Here is a 24,421-nt window from a genome sequence, read left to right on the forward strand (position 1 = left end):
ACGTCTGAATCTCAGATTATTTTTGTAAATCGACCTGATAAATCTCGAAACCCACAGCGTCCGGACCTTTAGCCGTCATCGGATACTGGGCGTGAGTTTTGATGAAGTTTGCCGCTTTCTCGCCAGGCGATGTTTCGAAACGAATGTCCAGAGGCTGCGATGCTTTAATCGGTGCCAGCTTCCAGTTGTTATCAGCGGTTGGCGTGACTGCACCCGCTTTTTTCGTTTCGGCACTGATATAGGCCGCGACCACGGAACGGTTTTCATCCGGTGAAGCAAAGGCGATGTGCTTATCGCCGGTACCCGCGAATTTTCCACCGTACGCACGGTAGTTATTCGTGGCGACCAGGAAGGTCGCTTCCAGGTCAATCGGCTTACCGTTGTAGGTCAGGTTTTTGATGCGTTCCGCGTCTTTATTAATCAGCGTACATTCACCGTCGAATTTCGCAGGCTGGCTGACATCAATCTGATAATTCACGCCGTCGATGACGTCAAAATTATAAGTACGGAAACCATCCCAGTTAATCAGTGACTGCGGTTTGGTGCTGTTAACGTCAATCTGATTAAACTGGCCGGCGGAGCATTCCAGCCAGTCTTTGACTTCCTGACCGGTGACTTTCATCACCACCAGCGTATTCGGATACAGATATAAATCCGCCGCGTTACGGAAAGTCAGTTCGCCTTTTTCTACTTCCACAAAGCTGGCCGGATCGTTTTTACGACCGCCGACTTTAAACGGCGCGGCCGCTGAAAGCACCGGCAGATCGGCTAAATCCGGATCACCCTGAATGAAATGCTCGGTATAGGCTTTCTGGGCGTTATTGACGATTTGCACCGTCGGGTCATCCTGAACCAGCGCCAGATAGCTGTACATGTTGTCGTTAGATTTACCGATCGGCTTACTGACAAACTCGCGAGTGGCGTCATGTGACGGCGCCAGAACCTTGACTAAATCCTGATCTTCCGCCGCCAGTGATTTCTTCTGCTCTTTGTCGTAAATCGGGCGCGCTTCGGCTTTGGCTGTCTCGACTTTCCAGTGCCCATCGTCGTTACTGAGCACCATATCGACGACGCCCAGATGGTCGCCCCACATGCCCGGCATCACGGCAGGAACGCCATTCAGCGTACCTTGTTTGATGTCCGCCCCTTTGATACTGGCGAATTCCTCACTCGGGAAAACGGCGTGGGCATGGCCGAACATAATGGCGTCAATGCCTTTTACCTGGCTCAGGTAATAGACCGAGTTTTCCGCCATGGTTTTGTACGGATCGCCCGACAGGCCGGAGTGCGGAATGGCGACAATAATGTCGGCGCCTTGTTTGCGCATTTCCGGTATCCACTTTTTAGCCGTCTCGGTGATATCCGCGACGGTCACTTTGCCCTGCAAATTGGCTTTGTCCCAGACCATGATTTGCGGCGGCACAAAACCGATATAGCCGATGCGCAGATTATGGGATTTACCGTCGCGGTCTTTGACTGCGTTATCGGTGATCAGGAACGGCGTGAACAGCGGCTTCCCGGTTTTATCATCAATCACGTTGGCGTTCACGTAAGGGAATTTCGCCCCGGCCAGTGCTTTTTTCAGGTAATCCAGGCCGTAGTTAAATTCGTGATTGCCCAGGTTACCGACCGCGTAATTCAGCGTATTCATCGCCAGATACACCGGATGAACGTCGCCCTGTTTCAGGCCTTTCGCCGCCATGTAATCGCCCAGCGGGCTGCCCTGAATGATGTCGCCGTTATCGACTAACACTGAGTTGGTGACTTCGCTACGCGCCGCGTGGATCAGGCTGGCGGTGCGCACCAGACCGAATTTATCGGTCGGTTTATCTTTGTAGTAATCGAAGTCCATCATGTTGCTGTGAAGATCCGTGGTTTCCATGATGCGCAGATCCACCTGTGACGCCTGAACGGATGCTGCCGTCAGTGTCGCCAGCAGGGATAACGTCAGATGACGCTTATTCATTGCCTTGCCTCCAGAGAAAGGGATGATGCCCGGAAAAGAAAAACCGGATATGTATCTCAAAATTTGGTGAGAATGTAATCAGTTGTCATAAATAAATGTGAGATGTAACGGCTTTATGACGCGTTAACATGACGGGATGGCTATTCGCGGCAAAAAAAACTAGGCTTGAGGAATGAGAATCAAAGCACTGAGGTAAAAGATGTTAGAGCAAATTTGTCAGTTAGCGCGCGACGCAGGCGATGCGATCATGGCTGTATACGATGGCGAACAGCCGCTGGATGCGCGTCATAAACAGGATGACTCGCCGGTGACCGCCGCCGATATCGCGGCACATAACGTGATTAAAGCAGGTCTGAAAGCACTGGATCCACAAACGCCGATACTGTCGGAAGAAGATCCGCAAAGCTGGAGCGAACGCCAGAACTGGACGCGTTACTGGCTGGTCGATCCGCTGGATGGCACCAAAGAATTCCTCAAGCGTAATGGTGAATTCACGGTAAATATCGCGCTGATCGAAGACGGTGTTCCGGTGCTGGGCGTGGTGTACGTGCCGGTGACCAAAGTGATGTACAGCGCGGCAGAAGGCAAAGCCTGGAAGGAAGAGCAGGGCGCGCGTCAGCAGATTGAAGTGAAAGAAGCGCATCCGCCGCTGGTAGTGGTCAGCCGTTCGCATTTCAGCAATGACCCTGAATTGCAGGATTACCTCGCACAGCTGGGCGAGCATCAGACGGTAGCGATTGGTTCATCGCTGAAATTCTGTCTGGTCGCAGAAGGCGCGGCGCAACTTTATCCGCGCTTCGGGCCAACCAACATCTGGGATACCGGAGCAGGGCACGCGGTTGCGCTGGCCGCCGGCGCACAGGTGCATGACTGGAAAGGTCAGACGCTGACCTACACCCCGCGTGAATCCTTCCTCAATCCGGGCTTCCGGGTCTCTTTATTCTGATGTCATCCCCGGTTTTGCGACCGGGGTTTTCGCGTTTTATTCTTTGACCAGCTTATCTACCAGCGTAATCACCTGCTGAACTTCCTGCGGTGACAACTGGCCATCTTTGGCGAATTTAATTACCCCGTTTTTATCCAGCACCACCACCGCTGAACTTTCCGGTTGCAGTTCCCAGGCCTTTTTTACCGTGCCGTTGCTGTCGATAATTATCTGCGACCACGGGAATTCACGTTTGCCGCTTTCAATGCTTTTACGCACAAACATGCCGGTGCCGATAATGGCGTCGTCGGTATTAACGATGGTGGTCGTCTGATAACGATCATGCGGCAAATTTGCGGCTCTGATGGCGGTGATCAGCGGTTCGTTCAACGCCTTGGCGCTGCTTCTGCCCGCCATGTGCTGCACGATACGCACTTTTCCCGGCAGCTTCGCGCTGTTCCATTTGTTGTAACTGAAGGTGTCATTAACGTCATTCAGTTCGCCTTTGTCGTCTACGCCAACCGGAGCCAGGCGCTGGCCGACGGTAAAATTGTGGGCGGAAGCGAAAAACGAAAATGTCACAAAAGTGATCACAAAAAGACTTCTTAAAAGCATAGATTCTCCGGGGCACAAATGAACGGTTCAGCCAATCATAGGATCGCTGAAGTGGTCTGTCCTGTTGGGATGTTAAAATTGTGTTGCTGGTTACAAAATTGCCACATAAAGCAGGGTTATACTGCTACAGAACGTCAAGACTTAAGACAATACTGAAAAGCAATGTAAAAGCAGTTAAATCCACTGGCAATACCTGACTGCCCTGCTATGTTATAAGTCTCTTCACTGCACTACACTTTTTGGTCCCGGTATCTGTCGCCTTGCGACGTGGCCGGCACATGCAGTGATTTAACGGAGTAAAAGAGAAAAATGAGAATCTTCCAGCGTTACAATCCGATGAAAGTCGCAAAGTACGTTAAGACACTGTTTCGTGGACGTTTGTATATCAAGGACGTCGGCGCATTCGAATTCGACCAAGGCAAGATCCTGTTGCCAAAGGTACGCGATAAGCGCCACTTTAGCGTGATGTCTGAAGTTAACCGGCAGGTTACGCATTTACAGGCAGAAATGGGTTAAACGCCCCGCGCGTTGTCGCTGCCACTTTGCAGCTTGCGCAAAAAAAAACGGCCCCGATGGGGCCGTTAGTGTTTTCAGAATCCGGAACTTTTTACTGAAGGTCTGTTTACCGGGGGGCCGTTTACTGAGCCTGAGCCTTCTGTTCATCTTTAATTTCCTGCGGCGTTTTAGGCAGCAGCGGTGTCGCTGGCTGATCGACAATTCGCGTGACCAGTAGCTGATCAATCTTATAGCTGTCGATATCCACCACTTCAAATTTGTAGCCGGAGAATTTCACGAAGTCCGTACGTTTCGGGATTTTACGCAACATAAACATCATAAAGCCGCCGATGGTTTCGTAGTTGCCGGACTGCGGGAATTCTTCGATATGCAGCACACGCATCACGTCTTCGATGGGTGTACCGCCTTCAATCAGCCAGGAATGCTCGTCACGGGCCACAATCTGTTCTTCCATACCCTGACCGACCAGGTCGCCCATCAGCGTCGTCATCACGTCATTGAGCGTGATAATACCGACCACCAGCGCATATTCGTTCAGGATAACGGCAAAGTCTTCGCCCGCGGCTTTGAAGCTTTCCAGCGCTTCAGAAAGCGTCAGCGTATCCGGCACGATCAGCGCGTTGCGGATTTGCACGCCGCTGCTCAGCATTAAACTCTGATTGCCCAGCACGCGGTTCAGTAAGTCTTTGGAATCGACATACCCGACCACCTGGTCAATATGACCGTCACACACCAGGAATTTCGAATGCGGATGGGTAGCGATTTTCTCTTTGATACTTTCTTCGCTTTCCCGCAGATCAAAATAAATCACGCTTTCACGCGAGGTCATGGAAGAGGGGACGGTACGCGATTCGAGTTCGAATACGTTTTCAATCAGTTCATGTTCCTGCTTACGCAGTACACCCGCCAGAGCGCCGGCTTCAAACACGGCGTAGATGTCGTCAGACGTAATGTCGTCATTACGCACCATCGGCAGTTTAAACAGGCGGAAAATCATGTTCGCCATACCGTTGAAGAACCACACCATCGGGCGGCAAATCATCAGGCAGAAACGCATCGGGTTGACTATACGAACGGCAACCGTCTCAGGTGAAATCATACCGATGCGCTTCGGTGTGAGGTCAGCAAACAGAATGAACAGGCTGGTGACCAGAACGAAGGAACAGATAAAGCTGACTTGATCCGCCATTTCAGGCGACATAAAGCGAATAAAGAACGTCTGGAACGCAGGGGAGAATGCGGCATCACCTACGATACCCCCGAGGATGGCGACGGCATTCAGGCCAATCTGCACCACGGTAAAGAACAGGCCAGGCGTTTCCTGTAATTTCATTACGCGGGAGGCATTGACGTTTCCTTCGTCTGCCAACTGTTTAAGCTTTATTTTGCGGGAAGCGGCCAGCGATATCTCAGACAGCGAGAAAAAGGCACTGATCGCGATAAGTAGAAGAATCAGTAAAATACTGTTTAACATAATCTATCCGTTTAACACCGGGCTGAACCGGCAGGGAAAGGCACTCATTATTTTTGTTGCTTAAATGAACATCATTTTATTAGAACGACTAAAAAGCTGTTCAGAAGAAAAAAGCGTAAGGATGAAAAACAAAGATAATTGCCAGAAAATAGTTTTAAAGGGTCACATTTGTGACCCGCATAGTATAGCAGCAGCACTGAGACCGCCGCCAGCGCTTAAAAATCCCGCATTATTGAGGTGGCAGACAGACGCCAATCCCGCCTAAACCGCAGTAACCTTCCGGGTTTTTAAACAGGTATTGCTGATGTTCGTCCTCAGCATAATAGAACGGCAGGGCTTCGGTGATTTCCGTGGTGATGGTGCGCTTATCGTTCGCTTCGTCCATCGCCTGCTGGAAACTCGCCAGACTGGCCAGCGCCTGATCTTGCTGCTCTGCGCTCAGTACGTACAACCCTGAGCGATATTGCGTGCCGATATCCCCGCCCTGGCGCATGCCCTGAGCCGGATCGTGGTTTTCCCAAAAAATCTGCAACAGCTTCGCATAACTGATCACCGCCGGATCAAACACCACGCGCACCACTTCCGCATGACCGGTCTGGCCGGTACACACTTCGCGGTAGGTCGGATTAGGGGTGAAACCGCCGCTGTAACCGGCTGCTGTGCTGTAAACCCCTTCCTGTTGCCAGAACAAACGCTCTACGCCCCAGAAGCAGCCCATCGCAAAAATCGCGACTTCCATGTTGTCAGGAACATGCGTCATTGAATGTTCATTTACTGCATGAATAGTTGCCACTGGCATCGGGGTTGTACGGCCAGGTAACGCGTCTGCCTGCGTGACAGGCTGCGTTTTATCGGAAAGTTGCACCACGGAAAACTCCAGTTGTTGCTTAAATGAACAAGGTTTGTAACAAAGCGGCCTTAAGAATAACCATGACCAACAGGCCAGTGTTAGTTGTATCTGATTGCGTCTTTGCACACAATACGGGGAACGTTGCTTCGTCGTTGAACATTTTCAGGGGATTAGCACTAAACTGCTTTCATCTGAGCTTCTGAAGATGAATCTGCCAAAGACGAGCAGATATTCTCCGGCGGGCATCTGATATTTTAACAGGACAGTAAAATTAGCAGGAGTGCGTGTGCCACGATATCGTGAACTGGGTTTGTTATTAGTACTGCTGGCCCCCTCACTTTCCATGGCAGCGAAGGTGCGTTTGCAGCTGGAAGGCCTGGATGGCGATTTGGAAAAGAACGTCCGCGTTCGTTTATCTTCGATTCAAAGCGATGAAGTCGGCGCTAATGGCCGGTTCCGTGCGCGTGTCAGTGCGGCGATCCAGCAAGGATTACGGCCGCTGGGCTATTATTCCCCGACGATCGATTTTGATTATCGCGAGACACCCCCGCCGGGGCGTCCGGTTCTGATTGCCAAAGTCACGCCGGGAACACCGGTGAAAATCGCCGGTACCAGCGTGGTGATTGAAGGGCAGGCGGATAAAGATAATGAATTCGAACAGCTTAAAAAGCGTGATGTGCCTGCGGTCGGGACGATTTTAAACCACGGGACTTACGACAATTTTAAAAGCTCGCTGACCGGGATTGCGCTGCGTAAAGGCTATTTTGATGCCAACATGCGCAAGAGCCAGCTGGGCGTGATTGAAGATGAACATAAAGCGTTCTGGGATATTCAGTTCGACAGCGGCGAGCGTTACCACTTCGGCGACGTCCATTATCAGGGATCACAGATCCGCGACGAGTATCTGCAAAATCTGGTGCCATTCCATAAGGGTGATTATTACACCACGGCGCAACTGGCTGAGCTTAACCGCCGCCTGTCCGCAACTGGCTGGTTTAACTCTGTGGTCGTGTCTCCAGATTTTACTGATGCCAAAGCCACCAAAACCTTGCCGCTCAACGCGGTGGTGTCGCCGCGTACCGAAAATACCATTGAAACCGGTGTCGGTTACTCCACGGATATTGGCCCGCGCGTAACGGCCAACTGGAAAAAGCCATGGGTGAACGATCGGGGTCAGAGTTTTGAAACCTCGACCACGCTGTCTGGTCCTGAGCAGTCTTTAGATCTCAGTTATAAAATTCCGCTGCTTAAATCGCCGCTGGAGCAATATTACCTGGTGCAGGGCGGCTTCAAACGCGAAGATCTCAACGATACCAACTCGGATTCTACTACGGTGAATGTGGCGCGTTATTGGGATCTCTCAAGCGGCTGGCAGCATGCAGTGAACCTGCGCTGGAGCCTCGACCACTTTACGCAGGGTAGCGTGACCAACACCACCATGCTGATTTATCCGGGTGTGAGCCTCAACCGTACGCGTCAGCGCGGTGGCCTGATGCCGACCTGGGGCGATTCCCAGCGTTATTCTCTCGATGTGTCTGATACCACGTGGGGATCTGACGTCGATTTCGCCGTGATTCAGGCGCAAAACGTTTGGATCCGCACACTGGCGGATAAACACCGCTTTGTGTTCCGCGGCAATCTCGGCTGGATTGAAACCAATGACTTCGAGCGCGTGCCGCCATCCCTGCGTTTCTTCGCCGGGGGTGACCGCAGTATTCGCGGCTACAAATACAAATCCATTTCCCCGCGTGATGATGAAGGCAAGCTGACCGGTGCGTCCTATCTGGGTACCGGTTCGGTGGAATACCAATACAACGTGACCGGAAAATGGTGGGGCGCGGTGTTTGTCGATTCCGGCGAAGCAGTTAACGACATCACACAAAACGATTTCAAAACCGGCGCGGGTGTGGGTGTGCGCTGGGCTTCACCGATAGGCCCGGTGAAATTAGATGTTGCCGCACCTGTCGGCGACAAAGATGAGCATGGATTGCAGTTTTACATCGGCTTGGGTCCGGAATTATGAGTTTATTTAAGAAAATCTGTCTGGGTTTCCTGATCTTCCTGGTGCTGTTAATCAGCCTGGTGGCTTTCCTTGTCGGGACGCAAACCGGTCTGCATCTGATGATCAACGGCGCGAACCGCTTTGTGCCAGGGCTGAACATCGCCAGCACGGAAGGCGGCTGGCGTGATCTGACGCTCAAAGGCGTACATTACGAAATGCCGGGCGTGGATGTGAAAGCCGGAGAGTTCCACCTTTCCCTCGATTTCTCGTGTCTCAAAAACAGTGCGCTGTGCGTCAATGCGTTGCGGGTAAAAGACGTCAACGTGGTGGTGAACACCAAAGAGATGACGCCAGCTGCGGCTCAACCGGAGCCGGAAACCAGCGAGCCACTGACCAATCTCAGCACACCGTATCCCATCACTCTCCGTCTGCTGACGCTGGATAATATTAATATCACGCTGGATGATCGGGCGATTTCGCTGGCGTCATTCCGCACCGGCGCGCACTGGGAAGGCCGTGCCATTCAGCTGATGCCAACACGTATCGGCGGATTACTGATTGCGTTGCCAAAAACGCCGGTCAATCCGCTGCCGGAAGTGGTGCAGGCCGCGCAGGACAAAGCCGTGGAGAAAGCGACGGGCAAACCGGCTGAGCCGCCGGTGGTGCCGGAGAAACCGCTGGGTGAAACATTGCAGGAGATGTTTGCCAAACCGCTGCTGCCTGATTTACCCGATTTCCGTTTGCCGGTCGATCTGGATATTCAGCAAATCCTCGGTGAAAACTTGCGGCTGACCGGTGATACCGATGTGCTGATCACCCGTTTTGAACTGAAGGCCAGCACGCAGGATCAGCTGGTTAAGCTGGATAAACTGATGGTGCGCTCTGCTCAGGGTTCTGTCGATGGCACGGGGCAGGCGACGCTCAATCAAAACTGGCCGGTGGATCTGACGATTAACACCGCAGTGAATATCGACCCGCTGAAGGGTGAGAAGATCAAACTGAAAGTGGGTGGCGGATTACGCGACAAACTGGATGTCGGCCTGAATCTTTCCGGCCCGGTGCGTGCGCAGCTGGCGCTGGAAACGCAACTGGCAGAAGCCGGTCTGCCGCTGGATCTGAAACTCACCAGCGACGCACTGCAATGGCCGCTGACCGGCACACCGCAGTATCAGGTTAAAGGCTTCAAACTTAATTTCAGCGGTAAAGCGACCGATTATGCGCTTTCGCTGCGTTCAGATTTCAAAGGTGATCAGATCCCACCCGCCACACTGACACTCGACGGTAAAGGCAATGTGGAGCAGTTCAAACTGACGCTGCTGCGCCTTGCAGCGCTGGAAGGGAATACCGATCTGACCGGTGTGGTGGACTGGAGTAAAGCCATCAGCTGGAACAGTGAACTGAAGCTGACCGGCATCAATACCGCGAAACAGTATCCGGACTGGCCTGCGAAGTTGCAGGGCAAGATCACCACACGCGGCAGTCTGTATGGCGGCACGTGGCAGATGCAGGTGCCGGTGCTGGATCTGACCGGGAACGTCAAGCAAAACGCCGTCAAAGCACAAGGTAACGTGCGCGGAAACAGCTACGGGCAGTGGGATATTCCGCAACTGCACCTTGAACTGGGGCGCAATAATCTGGATGTGAAGGGCACGCTCGGCGACACCTGGAACCTCGACGCCAAAGTGGATGCGCCACATCTTGACGGCGCACTGCCGGGACTGGGCGGCGTGGTGAAAGGGATGTTGCAGCTGCGCGGTGATTTTAAAGCACCGAAGCTGCTGGCGGATCTGACCGCCACCGGCCTGAAGTGGCAGGCACTGACGGTGCGTCGCGTGGATATCAAAGGCGACGTCAGCTCAACCGATCAGATCCAGGGCAATCTTGCCGTTCGCGTTCAGCAACTTAAACAGGATGCGCTGGATATCACCGATATTAATCTCGATGCCAAAGGTAACGAGAAGCAGCATCAGCTGACGCTGAAAGTCGATGGTAAACCGGTGTCCGGTCGCCTGGCGTTAAGCGGCAGTTTTGACCGTGCAACCGAAGAGTGGAAAGGCAGTATCACCAATACGTTATTTGATACGCCGGTCGGGCAGTGGCGCCTCAACCGTTCTATTGCGCTGGATTACTTCAACAAAGAACAACGCATCACTGTCGGCCCTCATTGCTGGCAAAACCCGAATGCGGATTTGTGTGTGCCGAAAACCATTGATGCCGGTGCCAGCGGGCAGGCGAGCGTTGTGCTCAACCGCTTTGATCTGGCGATGGTCAAACCTTTCCTCACCGATGATACGCAGCTGAACGGTGTGTTCAGCGGTAAAGCGGATGTGAGCTGGAAAGCCGAGGGCGGTCTGCCACAGGCCAGCGTCTCACTGGTGGGTAAAGGCGTGAAGGTTCAGCAACTGGTGCAGGGCAGTCCGCTGCCTGTCGCCTTCGACACGCTGAACCTGAGTGCCGGGCTGAATAATGGCCGTGCGAATCTCGACTGGTTAATCAGGATAACCAATAACGGCCAGCTGGATGGCAGCATTCAGATTGCCGATCCCCAGGGCAAACGTAATCTTAGCGGCAATGTGAATATCGCCCGCATTTCCATGGCCTTGCTACAACCGGCGCTGATGGACGGCGAAAAAGCGTCGGGTATTCTGAATGCCAATCTGCGGCTCGGCGGGAATGCACAGAAACCGCTGGTGTTCGGCAAGCTGGCGCTGACCGGTGTCGATTTCGACGCGCAGTTTATGCCGTTTGATATCACTGACGCCAATATCGGCATTAATTTCAACGGCATGTCATCCATCATGGAAGGGGTGATTAAAACCGCGCAGGGCCAGCTGGAACTGAACGGTAACGCCGACTGGAGTGAGCTTAATGCCTGGCGGGCGCGTATTGCGGCGCGGGGCAACAAAGTACGTGTTTCGGTGCCGCCGATGGTGCGTCTGGACGTTTCACCGGATTTAGTGTTTGATGCCACACCGCAGCTGTTCTCGCTTAACGGAACCGTTGATATTCCGTGGGCGCGCATTACGGTGCAGGAATTGCCGGAAAGCGCGGTCGGGGTTTCATCGGATGAAGTGATGCTTAACGATCAGCGTCAGCCGATTGCGCCAAAGTCAGCCTCTATTCCGATCAACAGCAACCTGATGGTGAACATTGGGAAAGATGTTCGCCTCGATGCATTCGGTCTGAAAGCGCGTCTTGAAGGCGCACTTAAAGTGGCGCAGGACAGTCGCGGTCTGGGGCTGAACGGACAAATTAATATTCCGTCCGGGCGCTTCCACGCTTACGGGCAAGACTTGATTGTGCGTAAAGGCCAGATGCTGTTCTCCGGACCGGCGGATCAACCGTTGCTGAATCTGGAGGCGATCCGTAACCCGGAAGCGACAGAGAACGACGTGGTGGCGGGGTTGAGGGTTACAGGTGAGGCTGATGCGCCTAAACTTGAAATATTCTCAGATCCGGCGATGTCGCAGCAGGAAGCCTTGTCCTACCTGCTTCGCGGGCAGGGATTAGACAATTCTGGCGGTGACAGTGGCGCAATGACCTCCGCTCTTATCGGGTTAGGGGTTGCGCAAAGTGGTAAACTTGTGGGTAAAATCGGCGAGGCATTCGGTGTGAGCAATCTGGCGCTGGATACTCAGGGCGTAGGAGACAGTTCTCAGGTCGTGGTCAGTGGTTATGTTTTACCAGGATTACAGGTGAAATATGGTGTTGGAATATTCGACTCACTGGCGACTCTGACTCTGCGCTACCGGTTGATGCCAAAGCTTTACCTGCAGGCTGTATCAGGCATCGATCAGGCATTGGATTTGCTCTATCAGTTTGAGTTTTAATTCATGTGACTTTTACTATACGAATATAAACATGCGAATAATTGTTTACGGTAGTCTGCGACGCAAGCAAGGCAACAGTCATTGGATGACGAATGCTCAATGGTTGGGTGACCATGAGCTGGAAGGGTATGCCCTGTATAATCTGGGCCACTATCCTGCTGTTATACCAGGGGAAGGCAAAGTCTATTGCGAAGTTTACCGCATTACCTCGTCAATACTGGCGGAGTTGGATGAGCTTAAAAGTAACACCAAGGATTACCGTCGTGAGCTGATCTCGACACCGTATGGCAGCGCCTGGATTTACCTCTACATTCGCTCACTGGATGGTGTGCCGAGAATAGCAGGTGGAGACTGGGTGAAGCGTAACGAAGTGGTCAGTGAATGATCTGAGCAAGGTCGTTTAAAAAATAATCGTTGTCTGACAACGTTTACTACATAAAAAAACACCGCCATCTGGCGGTGTTTTTTCTTTTAAACGGCAGTTATTCAAACAGCTGAAAGCTTATTTGTTTTTAGCGCGTTCGAAAGAAGTCACGATTTCAGCTTTTGCTGCAGCAGCGTCAGCCCAACCGTCAACTTTTACCCATTTGCCTTTTTCCAGCGCTTTGTATTGCTCGAAGAAGTGGGTGATCTGGCCGCGCAGCAGTTCTGGCAGGTCGTTCACATCTTTGATGTGATCGTATTCTTTACTCAGTTTGGTGTGCGGAACAGCAACCAGTTTCGCATCTTCACCAGCTTCGTCGGTCATTTTCAGCATACCGACAGGGCGGCAGCGGATCACAGAACCTGGTTGCAGCGGGTATGGCGTTGGAACCAGAACGTCAACCGGGTCGCCATCCAGAGACAGAGTGTGGTTGATGTAACCGTAGTTGCACGGATAGAACATCGCAGTCGACATGAAACGGTCTACAAACAGCGCGCCGGTATCTTTATCCACTTCGTACTTGATTGGATCTGCGTTTGCAGGGATTTCGATAACGACATAGATATCTTCTGGCAGTTCTTTGCCCGCCGGGACATTCAGTAAGCTCATTGTTGGTTTCCTTCGTTGAACCAGGAATAGAGTGCCGCACATTATAGCCAACTCTCCCGCGATTTCCCGCCCTTTTCGTCAGAACCTCTTAGCGCTTTTTCCGGCACGACCTGCTGCTGAAGGTCGTCAAAATCCTCAGCGGTGGCAGTAAAATTTACTCATCCGACGCTTTACCGTGTAACTGCCTGTTTTTACTTTTCTTATCAAGAAATTCAGTCCGTTGCCGATAACAATATTCAAACAAAAAATCAGGAATCACCTGATCCCTACCTCACCGGAAGTATCTCTTTTCACCTGAATGGCTGGATAACATCGTATGTTGAATAAGTTGAGCGTAAAAGCCGGTCTGATCGGTTTGCTGGTATTTATGACGTTGATTTTACTGCTGGTTAGCGTGCTGGGTGCCAATGCTATCAGGCAGAGTGCGACTTCCCTGCAAAAGATTAATCAGCTTCAGGGTGATGAACTTGGTTCACTGGCCGACAGCTACAGTTTCTCACTGCGCACGCGCGTCGCCAGCGGTGTGGCCGTACGCCAGCTGGAAATCGGCATGATGGATGATGCCAAAACGACTGCCGATCGCATTGCCGGTTATATCAAACAGGCTGATACCGATCTGGCAAAATTTGTCAGCATTCAGGATGAAACTCAGCAGGGCAGAGATTTATCCGACGCCGTGAAGAAAACCTACGACGCGTATAAAGCTAACGGTTTAGTCCCGATTCTGGCCGCGCTTCAGGCGCAAAGCGCAGACGGTTATTATGATGTGCTGGAAAATAAAATCACGCCTTACAGCAATGCTTACGACAAAGCGCTGGCAGATTTTCGTGCTTATGCGGTCGATAACACCAGCAAGCGCATCGAACAGGCTCGTGCCAATGCACGTATCCAGCTGACGGTGATCGTTGCGGCTTTCGTCATTGCGCTAACGATCGCGGTGCTGGCGTGGTTTGCCTTGCAGAAAATCATCATGCATCCGCTGAATTTCTCTATCGCTCAGCTGGAATTTATCGCCAAAGGCGACCTGACTCATGAGATTGATGATTCCCGCAATAATGAGATGGGGCGTTTGCTGAAAGCGATGAAACAAATGCAGGACTCTCTGGTTGAGTCGGTCGGTCGCGTGCGCGATGCCGGAAATCAGATTGATGTTGGTTCCCGCGAACTGGCTGCCGGTAACGTGCATCTGGCGCAGCGCACGGAAGAATCCGCTGCATCGCTGGAGGAAACCGCAGCAAGTATGGAACAGCTGACATCTACCGTGCGTATGAATGCCGCGAATTCCGAACAGGCGAATCAGCTGGCGCAAAGCGTTTCGGTTATTGCCGGTAAGGGCAGCGAAGTCGTGCATCAGGTCATGGATAAAATGCAGGGCATTACCGACAGCTCGAAACGCATTGGCGATATTATTACTGTTATTGACGGCATCGCATTCCAGACCAATATTCTGGCGCTGAATGCCGCGGTCGAAGCGGCGCGTGCGGGTGAACAGGGGCGTGGTTTTGCCGTGGTAGCCGGTGAAGTGCGCAGCCTGGCGCAACGCAGTGCGCAATCTGCCAAAGAAATTAAAGAGCTGATTGTTGACTCTGAAAGTCGCGTTTCTGAGGGTTCGGATATGGTGAAATCAGCCGCCGATACGATGCTGGAAATTTCCAGCGAAGTGACGCGCGTGACCAGTCTGATGCGCGAAATATCTATCGCAACCACCGAGCAGACTCATGGCATCGAACAGGTGAACGTGGCGATTACCCAAATGGATCAGGTGGCGCAGCAGAATGCGGCACTGGTAGAGCAGGCGACAGCGGCCACGCGTTCTCTGGAAGAACAGGCGCAGTTGCTGGCTGAAAGCATGGCGGTATTTAAGCTGAACCGGGCAGATCAGTTCTGATTTCTGGCCGTCGGGCTGAATAAAGAAAAGGTGGCTGAAAAGCCACCTTTTTACGTTCTGGAGTATTACTAAGTTACAGAGGTATCACGTTCATTCTTTGATGATTTTATTGAGGCAAGTTTGATTATTCATCCGGGAACTGCGCGATAAAGCGTTCTGCATCTTCGACCATTGAACTGTTACCGACAAAGAACGGCGCACGTTCATGCAGTTTTTGCGGAACGATATCCAGAATACGATTTTTACCGTCACTGGCTTTACCACCGGCCTGCTCCGCAAGGAAAGCCATCGGGTTACATTCATACAGCAAACGCAGTTTTCCGTTCGGATGACTGGCGGTGCTTGGGTAAATATAAATGCCGCCTTTCAGCAGGTTACGATGGAAGTCTGCGACCAGCGAGCCGATATAACGTGAAGTGTAAGGACGCTGCGTGGCTTCATCCTGCTCCTGGCAATACTTGATGTATTTTTTAACGCCAAGAGGGAACTTGATGTAATTACCTTCGTTGATCGAGTACATGTTGCCCTTTTTAGGGAAACAGACTTTTTCGTGAGAAAGGCAGAACACACCGAGAGAAGGATCGTAAGTAAAGGCATGAACGCCAGCACCAGTGGTGTACACCAGCATGGTTGAAGAACCATACACGACGTAACCTGCGGCAACCTGACGATTCCCCGGTTGCAGGAAATCAGCTTCAGTAACCGGCTGGCCCAGCTGGGTGGTACGACGGTAAATGGAGAAGATCGTGCCGACGGAGACGTTTACGTCGATGTTGGAGGAGCCATCCAGCGGATCCATCAAAATGACGTATTTTGCATTTTCAGCGCGTTCGCCCTCGAAAATGACGATTTCATCTTCTTCTTCAGATGCGATACCGGCAATTTCACCGCGCGCCTTCATGGCTGCTTTTAGTTTTTCATTTGCGTACAGATCGAGTTTCATCTGCACTTCACCCTGCACATTCTCAGCACCACTGGTGCCCAGAATATCAACCAGACCCGCTTTGTTGATGTCGCGGTGAATGATTTTGGCGCCGAGTTTTATCGCTGAAAGCAACGCTGTCAGTTCACCGGTTGCATGTGGAAAATCCTGCTGCTTTTCAACAATAAATTCGCCTAACGTTTTCATGACACTTTCCCTGAATCGAGGATAGATAACGGTACGTTAATAAAAATTTCACAAGAGCGAAGGCAGTTTAGCCCAAATATATGGACGAATCATAGGCAAATCCATTTCTTCTGGAGGAATCTGAGCGGTAGAATAGCGGCTGACTTAAAGGCATCAATGGAAAATATATGCGCATTCATATTCTTGGGATTTGCGGCACGTTTATGGGCGGGCTGGCGATGCTGGCTCGTGCTCAGGGGCATCAGGTCACCGGTTCGGACGACAACGTTTATCCACCGATGAGTACGCTTCTGGAAAATCAGGGGATCAACCTGATCCAGGGCTACGATCCTGCACAGCTCGATCCGCACCCTGATCTGGTGATTATCGGCAACGCGATGACGCGCGGTAATCCTTGCGTCGAGGCCGTACTGGAGCAGGGGATCCCTTATGTTTCAGGGCCACAATGGTTGCATGACCACGTCCTTCCGGGACGCTGGGTTATTGCGGTGGCGGGTACGCACGGCAAAACGACGACGGCGGGAATGGTCACGTGGATCCTCGAGGCCTGCGGCTATGAGCCGGGTTGTGTCATTGGCGGCGTGCCGGGCAATTTTGAGGTCTCTGCGCGTCTTGGCAACAGTCCGTTTATGGTGCTGGAAGCCGACGAATACGACTGCGCGTTCTTTGATAAACGATCCAAGTTCGTTCATTACAGCCCGCGTACACTGGTGCTCAATAACCTCGAGTTCGATCACGCTGATATCTTCGACGATCTCAAGGCCATTCAGAAACAGTTCCACCATCTGGTGCGTCTGGTGCCGGGCAAAGGCAAAATTATTTTGCCAGAGCACGACACACCACTGAAACAGGTCATGGCGATGGGATGCTGGAGTGAGCAGGAATTTGCCGGTGAAGCTGAAAATTGTGCATGGGATGCGAAAAAACTGACGCCAGACGCCAGCACTTTTGAAGTCTATCTGCACGGCGAAGTGGTCGGTCAGGTTAACTGGAATCTGGTCGGCGAACACAACATGCATAACGGACTGATGGCGATCGCCGCTGCCCGTCATGTTGGCGTTAAGCCGGAAGATGCCTGCAAAGCGCTGGGAGAATTTATCAATGCCCGCCGCCGTCTGGAGCTTCGCGGTGTGGAAAACGGTGTCAGCGTGTACGACGATTTCGCTCACCATCCGACAGCCATTTTGGCCACGCTTTCTGCGTTGCGCAGCAAAGTTGGCGGGACTGCGCGCATTCTTGCGGTTCTCGAACCTCGCTCTAATACCATGAAAATGGGGATGAGTAAGAATGAACTGGCACCGTCCCTGGGTCGTGCTGACGAAGTCTTCCTGTTACAACCGCAGCATATTCCATGGCAGGTGGCTGAAGTGGCTGAACATTGTATTCAGCCAGCGCACTGGAGCGCAGATGTCGATTCGCTGGTTGATATGGTGATCAAGGCTTCCCAGCCGGGCGACCATATTCTGGTGATGAGCAACGGCGGCTTCGGCGGCATTCACGGCAAACTGCTGGCGGCTCTGGTAGCCAAGGCGCAGGCTGTGCAAGAGCTGTAAAACCGTAAATTGATGGAACCAGGCACAGCTCCGGCTGTGCTTTTTTTTGCCTTTTACCGACGGACAGGACTCTTTGAGGCAAAAATTTTGACAAAAAAAAGCCCTCAAAAATTGAGGGCCAAAGGGTGTCGTCGGACAGGACGACGAGGGTATCGTTAGCCGGAGAGCAAGGCAGTGGCAGTGTCAGCTCTCCTTCCAGCCTCAACAGCGCAGTGTATTTTCGCTGTATTTCTTCGAACAGTGGCTGTTGAAACCCGGTAACGCTAATTCAAAATACTCAAACAGTGGCTTTGTATCAGGGACTTACTCAGAGATCTTACTGATAGATTTCTGCGGTTGCATGATAAGCGCCGTCGTTATGGGCTTCTATCACGCGGAAAGATTTAGCGCCTTTACTGTCGGCTTTATCAGACAGTTGCTGGCGGATATCGGTCGGAACACCATCGACGCCGCTGACGCTGATTGTTCCCATAGGCTGTAAATTTTCTGCCTGCTGATTAGTCACCAGCTGAGCGGCGGATGCACCAAAAGAAACAGCAGATAACAGGCTAAGGGCGGCAATAGTAGTAATGATTTTCATGATAATTTCCTGAATTCACTGACGTTGTTAGATTATTTCGAGAGCAACGTCGATTGATGTCTGGATTCATCAGAACTGTGATATCGGGTTCAGGAGTGCGTAAAGCCTACGGGAACGCAGATGATGCAGTGACAAATCCGTCTAGATGCGCATTGCGCGGGCCCGATTCATTCAGGCCCCTTCGCTACGTTTACCCGAACTTATTGGTAAATTTCAGCGGTCGCGTGGTAGTTACCTTCTTCACGAACTTCAATAACACGGAATGCTTTAGCGCCTTTGGCATCGGCTTTGTCTGACAATGCCTGACGGATATCAGAAGGTGCGCCGGCAACGCCGCTCACGCTGATCATGCCAGTTGATTGCAGATTTAAAGCCTGTTTCTGTGTTACAGGTTGTGCTGCAAAAACGCCAAATGACAGGGCAGATAGAATGCTTAATGTTGCGATTGTAGTTTTAACTTTCATGATTTTGACCTCGTCGATTTTATTATGTTTTCAATATCCGGTGCTTCACACCACGGAAATGAGTATACATCTAATAACTGTAAATATTAATAGTTTGCTAATAGTTATTTAGGTTTCTATGTGTGTCCTATGTGTATTTTTAATAACTAAAAAGAATAAAAAACGCGTGAAAAATAGACTTTTTGTGTTAATTTTTCGTAAAATCAATAAATTGGGTGAATGTAGCTATTTGTGCTTATTTTTGCAGTGAATCACATCGTTGAAATCTTTCTGTGACGTGGTTGTGGTGCTTGTTAAGGGATTTAACAGGAATGACTGCGGGTGCTCTTGAAAGGGAACAGTGATTTAGAAAGGAGGTAGTTAAGAGGAGGCCAGAAAGCGTGTTCTTCTGACCTCTGGCACAGAAAAGGTGCTGCAGCAGGTTCAAAATGAGGCGGATTTACAGTTCCTGCTCGAACAGACTGAGTATCGCGTCATGGAGTTGCTTAACGCTAAAGCCGCGGGCGGGTGTCGTGAAGATGGTGTCATCGCCGGCAATCGTGCCGAGGATCCCTTCTGATTTACCCAGGGAGTCAAGTAAACGCGCGATCAGTTGTGCCGCGCCCGGACTGGTGCGGATCACGACAACCGCGTCATTATGATCTATATCCAATACCAGATTTTTCAGCGGGCTGGTGGTGGTGGGCACCCCAATCTCAGCAGGAAGGCAGTACACCATTTCCATCTTCGCATTACGGGTTCTGACAGCACCAAACTTGGTCAGCATCCGTGAGACTTTTGACTGATTGATATTTTCGAAACCGTCATCCTGAAGTGCGGCAACAATTTCCCCCTGAGAACTGAATTTCTCTTCCTTCAACAATGCTTTGAAGGCTTTGATTAAATCTTCCTGTTTAGCAGGATTACGCATTTTGCACCCTGGTCTCTGTATCATAGTTGTGTTGATTATGCAGATAATTGCATTTTTATGCAACAGCGCGAAGAGATGCAGATCCCGAATTATGCATCCGGCAAGGAACACAGGCGTTATGGATAAAAAGGAGAGGTAATGGATATGCCAAAATTGTGCATTACAGCGAGATCAGGCCTTCAATCCTTCCTTAATCTGATGATCTCGATTCAGCTCTCAACATTGGAGCGAATTTAACCATTTATTAACCTGGTGTGTTTTGTGCTGCTACTTTTAATAATGTCGCTTTCCGATAAAAAGTCATAAAAGACCGGAAAAGGTCGTCGTAAAGGTTTTTTTTTACTTTCTAAACGACCAACCTCAGTTTCTCTGCAGGTGAGCAATTGTTTTTAACAGCGTAAGTGATTAAGGTCACACTAAAATAATTCCACGACACTTATAAGTTAATGATAAAAAAGGAGTATAGGATGAAAGTTGCAGTTCTCGGTGCTGCGGGCGGTATCGGTCAAGCCCTCGCGCTTCTGCTCAAGACCCAGCTACCTTCCGGTTCCGAACTCTCATTGTATGATATCGCTCCGGTTACTCCGGGTGTCGCTGTCGATCTCAGTCATATCCCCACCGCAGTCAAAATCAAAGGTTTTTGCGGTGAAGATGCGAAGCCGGCTCTGGTTGGCGCGGACATCGTCCTGATCTCTGCCGGTGTCGCCCGTAAACCCGGCATGGATCGGTCTGATTTGTTCAACGTGAATGCGGGTATTGTTCGCAATCTGATCCAGCAAGTGGCCAGTACATGCCCGAAAGCCTGCATCGGTATCATCACCAATCCTGTTAATACGACCGTTGCGATTGCGGCTGAAGTGTTGAAAAACGCAGGTGTATACGACAAAAACAAACTGTTTGGTGTGACAACGCTAGATGCTATTCGCTCTAACACTTTCGTTGCTGAACTCAAAGGTAAGCAGCCAGAAGACGTTGAAGTGCCGGTCATTGGCGGGCACTCAGGGGTGACTATCCTTCCTCTGTTATCTCAGCTTTCTGAAATCACGTTCAGTGACAGCGAAGTTGAAGCGCTGACAAAGCGTATTCAGAACGCCGGTACGGAAGTTGTAGAAGCTAAAGCGGGTGGCGGTTCCGCCACGCTTTCTATGGGACAAGCCGCCGCACGCTTCGGGCTTTCTCTGGTCCGGGCCTTACAAGGTGAAAGCAATGTGGTTGAATGTGCTTATGTTGAAGGAAAAGGCGAGCATGCCCGTTTCTTTGCGCAGCCTGTTATTCTGGGTAAAGAAGGGGTATCTGAGCTTATCAGTATCGGCAAGCTCAGCCCATTTGAGCAGCAATCCCTGAACTCAATGTTAGATATCCTGCGTAAAGATATCGAGTTAGGCGAGCAGTTCATTAATAAGTAAGTCCTCGTTAAGTCAGACATCAACAAGCAGGCCGTTGAGTCAAAGAGCCGCCAGAGAAATCTGGCGGTTTTTTTCTGAATATTTGATTTTATACGCGCGTATCGGGAGTTGGCCGGCAACGACGTTCGATGATCTTTAATGTTTTTGCATCAAAGTAACGGCTGGGCCAGATGAGCGACGGATGAATACCCAACGCACTGGCAATCAGCAATTCCCCCTTTGGCCACGGTCTTGATAATGCGTTTGAAAGCGTGGAGGAACTCAGCCCTGCAGAGCGCGAAACCGCAGCCAGTGTTGTTCCTTTTTTACGAAGCGCTGCAATGATATCCGCCTGGTGCCAGTCTTTATTATTTGCCGTCATGATCTTTCCTTATGGGTTAAACAGATTATAAGAAGCTATAAGAGGCTATTGCCAAAAATATATATTCCTCGAGTGCTTGTTGTAATTTTAGTTAGTCTCATCAATGTTTCCGAATAATAAGCTATTCTCTTATTTCGAAAATACATTCTTATTATCATTAAAACAAACAAGTAATTTAAATTTGCTTTTTGTGATTTGTCTCGATTTTTAGTGAATTTGTTGAATACATTTTATTAGGATGCGTTATTGGAATGTTGTTATTTTTAGCAATTACATTGGTGTTGGTAATGTATGAATAAATTTTTAAGGGGAAAAGTGATTGATTGCGGGAGGTTAGTATCAGGTCAGGAAAGATTTTTTCTGTAAAGTTATGTTATTAATGATATTTATTGTGGTGATTGCGTTTCTGAAAGAGATTGCTTTCATAACTTTCTGAAAAAGTCCTTTTTATTGGGTTCAACAACTCTTGATGAATATAATTCATGGAAACTTTTTAAAGCAGCAGTAGACGCATTCTGAAAAATTGAATATCTTCTTTTCTTTAAATACCTGTATTCCTAAATGACACGTGTTAATACCATCTTTAAAAAAAACGCTCACCAGCCAGGAAGGACATCATGATTAATTGCATGTCATGAATCTATAACAACAAGCTTTCTTATTCTTATATAAGAAATACAAGGAATGTTATGAAAAAAGAGTGGTTTGCTGCAAAGGAATTGACCGGAAAAGAAGGCCTTCCCACATCCACACAGGGTGTGCATGGAATGGCCCGCCGATTAGGCTGGGTAAAGCGTCGCAGGCGAGGCGTACAGGGGCGGGCGGTGGAATATCACATCGACAGTTTACCGGGCAGTGCGGTGGCGAGTCTGGCCATGAACGAACACTCAGCGGAATATGTGTATACATCTCATCAGGACCCTCTGGCGATTTGGATAGAAAGTTATAAACAACTCAGGGAGCCGGAACGGGAAACGATGATTTCTTTTATCGTGCGGGAAGGTGTGGCGGAAATGCTTAACAGGTTGCGCAAACCGGGAGAGGCTTAATCGCACAAGACCGTCGTACCCGCCTGCTTGCGGGTACGACGGAGTATGTTCAGAAATCGCGTTTTACAGACATATGAGCCAGACCTTCGAGCGCGGCCCGATATTCAGACTCAGGAAGAACCTGCAGTGCCTGAATGGCTTTATCGGCTTCTTCTTCAGCACGCTGACGGGTATACGTCAGTGAGCCCCATTGATGCATCGCGGCAAGAACAGGTTCCAGTAAATGACGTCCGTTTCCTTCTTCGATAGCTTTTCGAATCATGGCCGATTGTTCAGCATTGCCGTGCTTCATTGCATGCAGAAGCGGCAACGTCGGTTTCCCTTCATCAAGATCATCACCAGTGTTTTTGCCCAGTGTTTCACCGTCAGCATCATAATCGAGCAAATCGTCAATCAGCTGAAATGCAGTACCGAGATAACGGCCGTAATCCTGCAACGCTTTAATCTGCTCATCATTCCCGCCAGCCAGCATGGCAGAGGATTGAGATGCCGCTTCAAACAGGCGCGCAGTTTTGCTGTAGATAACCTGCATATAGCTTTCTTCAGTGATGTCGGGATCATTGCAGTTGATCAATTGCTGAACTTCACCTTCTGCAATCACATTCACGGCTTTTGCCATCAGCGCAAGAACAGGGAGCGATTCCAGATCAGTCATCATTTGAAATGCCCGGGTGTAGATAAAATCACCGACAAGCACGCTGGCTGCGTTACCAAATGCGGCATTAGCCGTCGCTTTACCTCGACGCATATCAGACTCATCAACGACGTCGTCATGCAACAGCGTGGCTGTGTGGATAAACTCAATCAGAGCGGCGACTTTTACGTGTTTGTCGCCCTCATAGGATAGTGCTTTGGCTGCCAGTACTGCTATCATCGGGCGGATACGTTTGCCGCCGCCACTGATGATGTAATATCCCAGTTGATTGATGAGAGAAACCTCTGAATTCAACTGTTCAAGGATGGATGCGTTGACTGCAGCCATGTCGTCCTGGGTAAGATCAATAATCTGTTCTAGGTTCATTGTGTTTTTTCGGCTGTTGTTCTCTTCACCGCAATGAGATCTGGCTCACATTGGCACATGGCGCTAACTGTAAAGGGGATTGTACTTGAAAAACAGTGTAGATAAATGCTATCGAAAGAACTGCGCTTTTTTTCTTCTTTTGTAGGCATTGTGCTCTTGTCTTATGCTGATTTTTTGCGTAGAATTCGCGCCCTATTGTGAATATTTATAGCGCCCTCTGGACTATACAAAGTTGAGTGCGCGGAAAGCGGAGTTTTATATGTACGCGGTTTTCCAAAGTGGTGGTAAACAACACCGTGTCAGCGAAGGCCAGACTATTCGTCTGGAGAAGCTGGACGTTGCAACTGGCGAAGCTATCGAATTCGATCAGGTTCTGATGATTGCAAACGGTGAAGAAATCAACATCGGCCTGCCTTTAGTTGCTGGCGGTGTAATTAAAGCTGAAGTCGTTGCTCACGGTCGTGGCGAAAAGGTCAAAATCGTTAAGTTTCGTCGTCGTAAACACTATCGTAAGCAGCAGGGCCACCGTCAGTGGTTCACTGACGTTAAAATCACCGGCATCAGCGCTTAAGATTAGGAGAGCGGAACAATGGCACACAAAAAGGCTGGCGGCTCCACACGTAACGGTCGCGATTCAGAAGCTAAACGTCTGGGCGTAAAACGCTTTGGCGGCGAAGCAGTACTGGCAGGCAGCATCATCGTTCGTCAGCGCGGCACCAAATTCCACGCTGGTATCAACGTGGGTTGCGGCAAGGACCACACTCTGTTTGCTTTGGCTGACGGTAAAGTCAAGTTCGAAGTTAAAGGCCCGAAAAACCGTAAGTACATCAGCATCGAAGCTGAATAAGT

The 24,421-nt window shown here is 50.4% G+C and carries 22 protein-coding genes; 11 read left to right on the forward strand and 11 right to left on the reverse strand.

From position 1 onward, the window contains the following. Positions 1 to 16: 16 nt before the first annotated feature. Positions 17 to 1,966, reverse strand: a complete 1,950-nt coding sequence (locus ACJY2G_RS04880; protein ID WP_430320053.1) for a bifunctional 2',3'-cyclic-nucleotide 2'-phosphodiesterase/3'-nucleotidase — start codon at positions 1,964 to 1,966, stop codon at positions 17 to 19. 199 nt (positions 1,967 to 2,165) lie between these two features. Here ACJY2G_RS04880 and cysQ point away from each other — a divergent pair, with 199 nt between their 5' ends. Further along, positions 2,166 to 2,912, forward strand: a complete 747-nt coding sequence (cysQ, locus tag ACJY2G_RS04885) for a 3'(2'),5'-bisphosphate nucleotidase CysQ (protein WP_430320052.1) — start codon at positions 2,166 to 2,168, stop codon at positions 2,910 to 2,912. Between the two features lie 36 nt (positions 2,913 to 2,948). Here the strand turns inward: cysQ and ACJY2G_RS04890 are convergent, their stop codons facing one another. After that, positions 2,949 to 3,506: a YtfJ family protein gene (locus ACJY2G_RS04890; protein ID WP_120162412.1), complete on the reverse strand. Its 558-nt coding sequence runs from the start codon at positions 3,504 to 3,506 to the stop codon at positions 2,949 to 2,951. Positions 3,507 to 3,815: 309 nt separating this feature from the next. On the opposite strand from ACJY2G_RS04890, the gene ACJY2G_RS04895 reads away from it, so the two are divergent. After that, entirely contained in the window at positions 3,816 to 4,022 is a 207-nt protein-coding gene (locus tag ACJY2G_RS04895; RefSeq protein WP_013573785.1) for a DUF1107 domain-containing protein, read from the forward strand. A 121-nt stretch (positions 4,023 to 4,143) separates the two neighbouring features. On the opposite strand, the gene ACJY2G_RS04900 is transcribed toward ACJY2G_RS04895, so the two are convergent. Both ACJY2G_RS04900 and msrA read right to left on the reverse strand, forming a co-directional pair. Continuing rightward, positions 4,144 to 5,496, reverse strand: a complete 1,353-nt coding sequence (locus ACJY2G_RS04900) for a hemolysin family protein (protein WP_112286816.1) — start codon at positions 5,494 to 5,496, stop codon at positions 4,144 to 4,146. Positions 5,497 to 5,725: 229 nt separating this feature from the next. Then, entirely contained in the window at positions 5,726 to 6,361 is a 636-nt protein-coding gene (gene msrA / locus ACJY2G_RS04905; RefSeq protein ID WP_153062839.1) for a peptide-methionine (S)-S-oxide reductase MsrA, read from the reverse strand. A gap of 328 nt (positions 6,362 to 6,689) precedes the next feature. On the opposite strand from msrA, the gene tamA reads away from it, so the two are divergent. The 3 genes from tamA to ACJY2G_RS04920 are packed head-to-tail and all read left to right on the forward strand — an operon-like array spanning position 6,690 to position 12,563. Further along, positions 6,690 to 8,369 (forward strand): autotransporter assembly complex protein TamA, encoded by a 1,680-nt coding sequence (tamA, locus tag ACJY2G_RS04910; protein ID WP_276320313.1) that lies wholly within the window; start codon positions 6,690 to 6,692, stop codon positions 8,367 to 8,369. Next, positions 8,366 to 12,178: an autotransporter assembly complex protein TamB gene (gene tamB / locus ACJY2G_RS04915; RefSeq protein WP_430320051.1), complete on the forward strand. Its 3,813-nt coding sequence runs from the start codon at positions 8,366 to 8,368 to the stop codon at positions 12,176 to 12,178. Before tamA ends, tamB begins: the two co-directional genes overlap by 4 nt. A 31-nt stretch (positions 12,179 to 12,209) precedes the next feature. Then, entirely contained in the window at positions 12,210 to 12,563 is a 354-nt protein-coding gene (locus ACJY2G_RS04920; RefSeq protein WP_113877099.1) for a gamma-glutamylcyclotransferase family protein, read from the forward strand. A 117-nt stretch (positions 12,564 to 12,680) separates the two neighbouring features. Here ACJY2G_RS04920 and ppa read toward each other — a convergent pair whose 3' ends face one another. Then, positions 12,681 to 13,211, reverse strand: coding sequence for an inorganic diphosphatase (ppa, locus tag ACJY2G_RS04925; protein WP_013573791.1), 531 nt, complete (start codon positions 13,209 to 13,211; stop codon positions 12,681 to 12,683). Positions 13,212 to 13,527: 316 nt separating this feature from the next. On the opposite strand from ppa, the gene ACJY2G_RS04930 reads away from it, so the two are divergent. Next, positions 13,528 to 15,099 carry a methyl-accepting chemotaxis protein gene (locus tag ACJY2G_RS04930; protein WP_129639333.1) on the forward strand — a complete coding sequence of 524 codons (1,572 nt, stop codon included), beginning with the start codon at positions 13,528 to 13,530 and terminating at the stop codon, positions 15,097 to 15,099. A gap of 124 nt (positions 15,100 to 15,223) precedes the next feature. Here the strand turns inward: ACJY2G_RS04930 and fbp are convergent, their stop codons facing one another. Continuing rightward, positions 15,224 to 16,228, reverse strand: coding sequence for a class 1 fructose-bisphosphatase (fbp, locus tag ACJY2G_RS04935; RefSeq protein ID WP_430320050.1), 1,005 nt, complete (start codon positions 16,226 to 16,228; stop codon positions 15,224 to 15,226). 167 nt (positions 16,229 to 16,395) lie between these two features. On the opposite strand from fbp, the gene mpl reads away from it, so the two are divergent. Then, positions 16,396 to 17,781: a UDP-N-acetylmuramate:L-alanyl-gamma-D-glutamyl-meso-diaminopimelate ligase gene (gene mpl / locus ACJY2G_RS04940; protein ID WP_439291421.1), complete on the forward strand. Its 1,386-nt coding sequence runs from the start codon at positions 16,396 to 16,398 to the stop codon at positions 17,779 to 17,781. Positions 17,782 to 18,097: 316 nt separating this feature from the next. On the opposite strand, the gene yhcN (ACJY2G_RS04945) is transcribed toward mpl, so the two are convergent. The 3 genes from yhcN (ACJY2G_RS04945) to argR all read right to left on the reverse strand — a co-directional run bounded on the left by yhcN (ACJY2G_RS04945) (position 18,098) and on the right by argR (position 19,735). Beyond that, positions 18,098 to 18,361: a peroxide/acid stress response protein YhcN gene (gene yhcN / locus ACJY2G_RS04945; protein WP_112286809.1), complete on the reverse strand. Its 264-nt coding sequence runs from the start codon at positions 18,359 to 18,361 to the stop codon at positions 18,098 to 18,100. 200 nt (positions 18,362 to 18,561) lie between these two features. Further along, positions 18,562 to 18,825, reverse strand: coding sequence for a peroxide/acid stress response protein YhcN (gene yhcN, locus ACJY2G_RS04950; protein ID WP_430320048.1), 264 nt, complete (start codon positions 18,823 to 18,825; stop codon positions 18,562 to 18,564). 439 nt (positions 18,826 to 19,264) lie between these two features. After that, on the reverse strand, positions 19,265 to 19,735 hold the full coding sequence (gene argR / locus ACJY2G_RS04955) for a transcriptional regulator ArgR (protein ID WP_112286807.1): 471 nt from the start codon (positions 19,733 to 19,735) through the stop codon (positions 19,265 to 19,267). A gap of 467 nt (positions 19,736 to 20,202) precedes the next feature. On the opposite strand from argR, the gene mdh reads away from it, so the two are divergent. Further along, positions 20,203 to 21,141: a malate dehydrogenase gene (mdh, locus tag ACJY2G_RS04960; RefSeq protein ID WP_430320047.1), complete on the forward strand. Its 939-nt coding sequence runs from the start codon at positions 20,203 to 20,205 to the stop codon at positions 21,139 to 21,141. An 88-nt stretch (positions 21,142 to 21,229) separates the two neighbouring features. On the opposite strand, the gene ACJY2G_RS04965 is transcribed toward mdh, so the two are convergent. Next, a complete protein-coding gene (locus ACJY2G_RS04965; RefSeq protein WP_120162405.1) occupies positions 21,230 to 21,502 on the reverse strand; it encodes a helix-turn-helix domain-containing protein in 273 nt (90 codons plus the stop codon). A 689-nt stretch (positions 21,503 to 22,191) separates the two neighbouring features. Here ACJY2G_RS04965 and ACJY2G_RS04970 point away from each other — a divergent pair. After that, positions 22,192 to 22,551 carry a DNA-binding protein gene (locus ACJY2G_RS04970; protein ID WP_112286804.1) on the forward strand — a complete coding sequence of 120 codons (360 nt, stop codon included), beginning with the start codon at positions 22,192 to 22,194 and terminating at the stop codon, positions 22,549 to 22,551. Positions 22,552 to 22,600: 49 nt separating this feature from the next. Here ACJY2G_RS04970 and ispB read toward each other — a convergent pair whose 3' ends face one another. Next, positions 22,601 to 23,572 carry an octaprenyl diphosphate synthase gene (gene ispB, locus ACJY2G_RS04975; protein WP_112286803.1) on the reverse strand — a complete coding sequence of 324 codons (972 nt, stop codon included), beginning with the start codon at positions 23,570 to 23,572 and terminating at the stop codon, positions 22,601 to 22,603. Positions 23,573 to 23,831: 259 nt separating this feature from the next. Here ispB and rplU point away from each other — a divergent pair, with 259 nt between their 5' ends. Both rplU and rpmA read left to right on the forward strand, forming a co-directional pair. Next, complete coding sequence (gene rplU, locus ACJY2G_RS04980) at positions 23,832 to 24,143, forward strand: 50S ribosomal protein L21 (RefSeq protein WP_013573804.1); 312 nt, start codon at positions 23,832 to 23,834, stop codon at positions 24,141 to 24,143. Between the two features lie 18 nt (positions 24,144 to 24,161). After that, entirely contained in the window at positions 24,162 to 24,419 is a 258-nt protein-coding gene (rpmA, locus tag ACJY2G_RS04985; protein WP_013573805.1) for a 50S ribosomal protein L27, read from the forward strand. Positions 24,420 to 24,421: the final 2 nt, after the last annotated feature.

This window comes from Rahnella sp. ATs2 (assembly GCF_051851855.1).
GTDB classification, from domain to species: domain Bacteria; phylum Pseudomonadota; class Gammaproteobacteria; order Enterobacterales; family Enterobacteriaceae; genus Rahnella; species Rahnella variigena.

Excerpts from the sequence above, each read along its gene's own strand:
- ispB (WP_112286803.1), bottom strand. The coding sequence starts at position 23,572 with ATGAACCTAGAACAGATTATTGATCTTACCCAGGACGACATGGCTGCA.
- tamA (WP_276320313.1), top strand. The coding sequence starts at position 6,690 with ATGGCAGCGAAGGTGCGTTTGCAGCTGGAAGGCCTGGATGGCGATTTG.
- ACJY2G_RS04920 (WP_113877099.1), top strand. The coding sequence starts at position 12,210 with ATGCGAATAATTGTTTACGGTAGTCTGCGACGCAAGCAAGGCAACAGT.
- yhcN (WP_112286809.1), bottom strand. The coding sequence starts at position 18,361 with ATGAAAATCATTACTACTATTGCCGCCCTTAGCCTGTTATCTGCTGTT.
- ACJY2G_RS04930 (WP_129639333.1), top strand. The coding sequence starts at position 13,528 with ATGTTGAATAAGTTGAGCGTAAAAGCCGGTCTGATCGGTTTGCTGGTA.
- ppa (WP_013573791.1), bottom strand. The coding sequence starts at position 13,211 with ATGAGCTTACTGAATGTCCCGGCGGGCAAAGAACTGCCAGAAGATATC.
- cysQ (WP_430320052.1), top strand. The coding sequence starts at position 2,166 with ATGTTAGAGCAAATTTGTCAGTTAGCGCGCGACGCAGGCGATGCGATC.
- argR (WP_112286807.1), bottom strand. The coding sequence starts at position 19,735 with ATGCGTAATCCTGCTAAACAGGAAGATTTAATCAAAGCCTTCAAAGCA.
- ACJY2G_RS04895 (WP_013573785.1), top strand. The coding sequence starts at position 3,816 with ATGAGAATCTTCCAGCGTTACAATCCGATGAAAGTCGCAAAGTACGTT.
- ACJY2G_RS04880 (WP_430320053.1), bottom strand. The coding sequence starts at position 1,966 with ATGAATAAGCGTCATCTGACGTTATCCCTGCTGGCGACACTGACGGCA.
- yhcN (WP_430320048.1), bottom strand. The coding sequence starts at position 18,825 with ATGAAAGTTAAAACTACAATCGCAACATTAAGCATTCTATCTGCCCTG.
- ACJY2G_RS04900 (WP_112286816.1), bottom strand. The coding sequence starts at position 5,496 with ATGTTAAACAGTATTTTACTGATTCTTCTACTTATCGCGATCAGTGCC.
- mpl (WP_439291421.1), top strand. The coding sequence starts at position 16,396 with ATGCGCATTCATATTCTTGGGATTTGCGGCACGTTTATGGGCGGGCTG.
- ACJY2G_RS04970 (WP_112286804.1), top strand. The coding sequence starts at position 22,192 with ATGAAAAAAGAGTGGTTTGCTGCAAAGGAATTGACCGGAAAAGAAGGC.
- fbp (WP_430320050.1), bottom strand. The coding sequence starts at position 16,228 with ATGAAAACGTTAGGCGAATTTATTGTTGAAAAGCAGCAGGATTTTCCA.
- tamB (WP_430320051.1), top strand. The coding sequence starts at position 8,366 with ATGAGTTTATTTAAGAAAATCTGTCTGGGTTTCCTGATCTTCCTGGTG.
- rpmA (WP_013573805.1), top strand. The coding sequence starts at position 24,162 with ATGGCACACAAAAAGGCTGGCGGCTCCACACGTAACGGTCGCGATTCA.
- mdh (WP_430320047.1), top strand. The coding sequence starts at position 20,203 with ATGAAAGTTGCAGTTCTCGGTGCTGCGGGCGGTATCGGTCAAGCCCTC.
- ACJY2G_RS04965 (WP_120162405.1), bottom strand. The coding sequence starts at position 21,502 with ATGACGGCAAATAATAAAGACTGGCACCAGGCGGATATCATTGCAGCG.
- rplU (WP_013573804.1), top strand. The coding sequence starts at position 23,832 with ATGTACGCGGTTTTCCAAAGTGGTGGTAAACAACACCGTGTCAGCGAA.
- ACJY2G_RS04890 (WP_120162412.1), bottom strand. The coding sequence starts at position 3,506 with ATGCTTTTAAGAAGTCTTTTTGTGATCACTTTTGTGACATTTTCGTTT.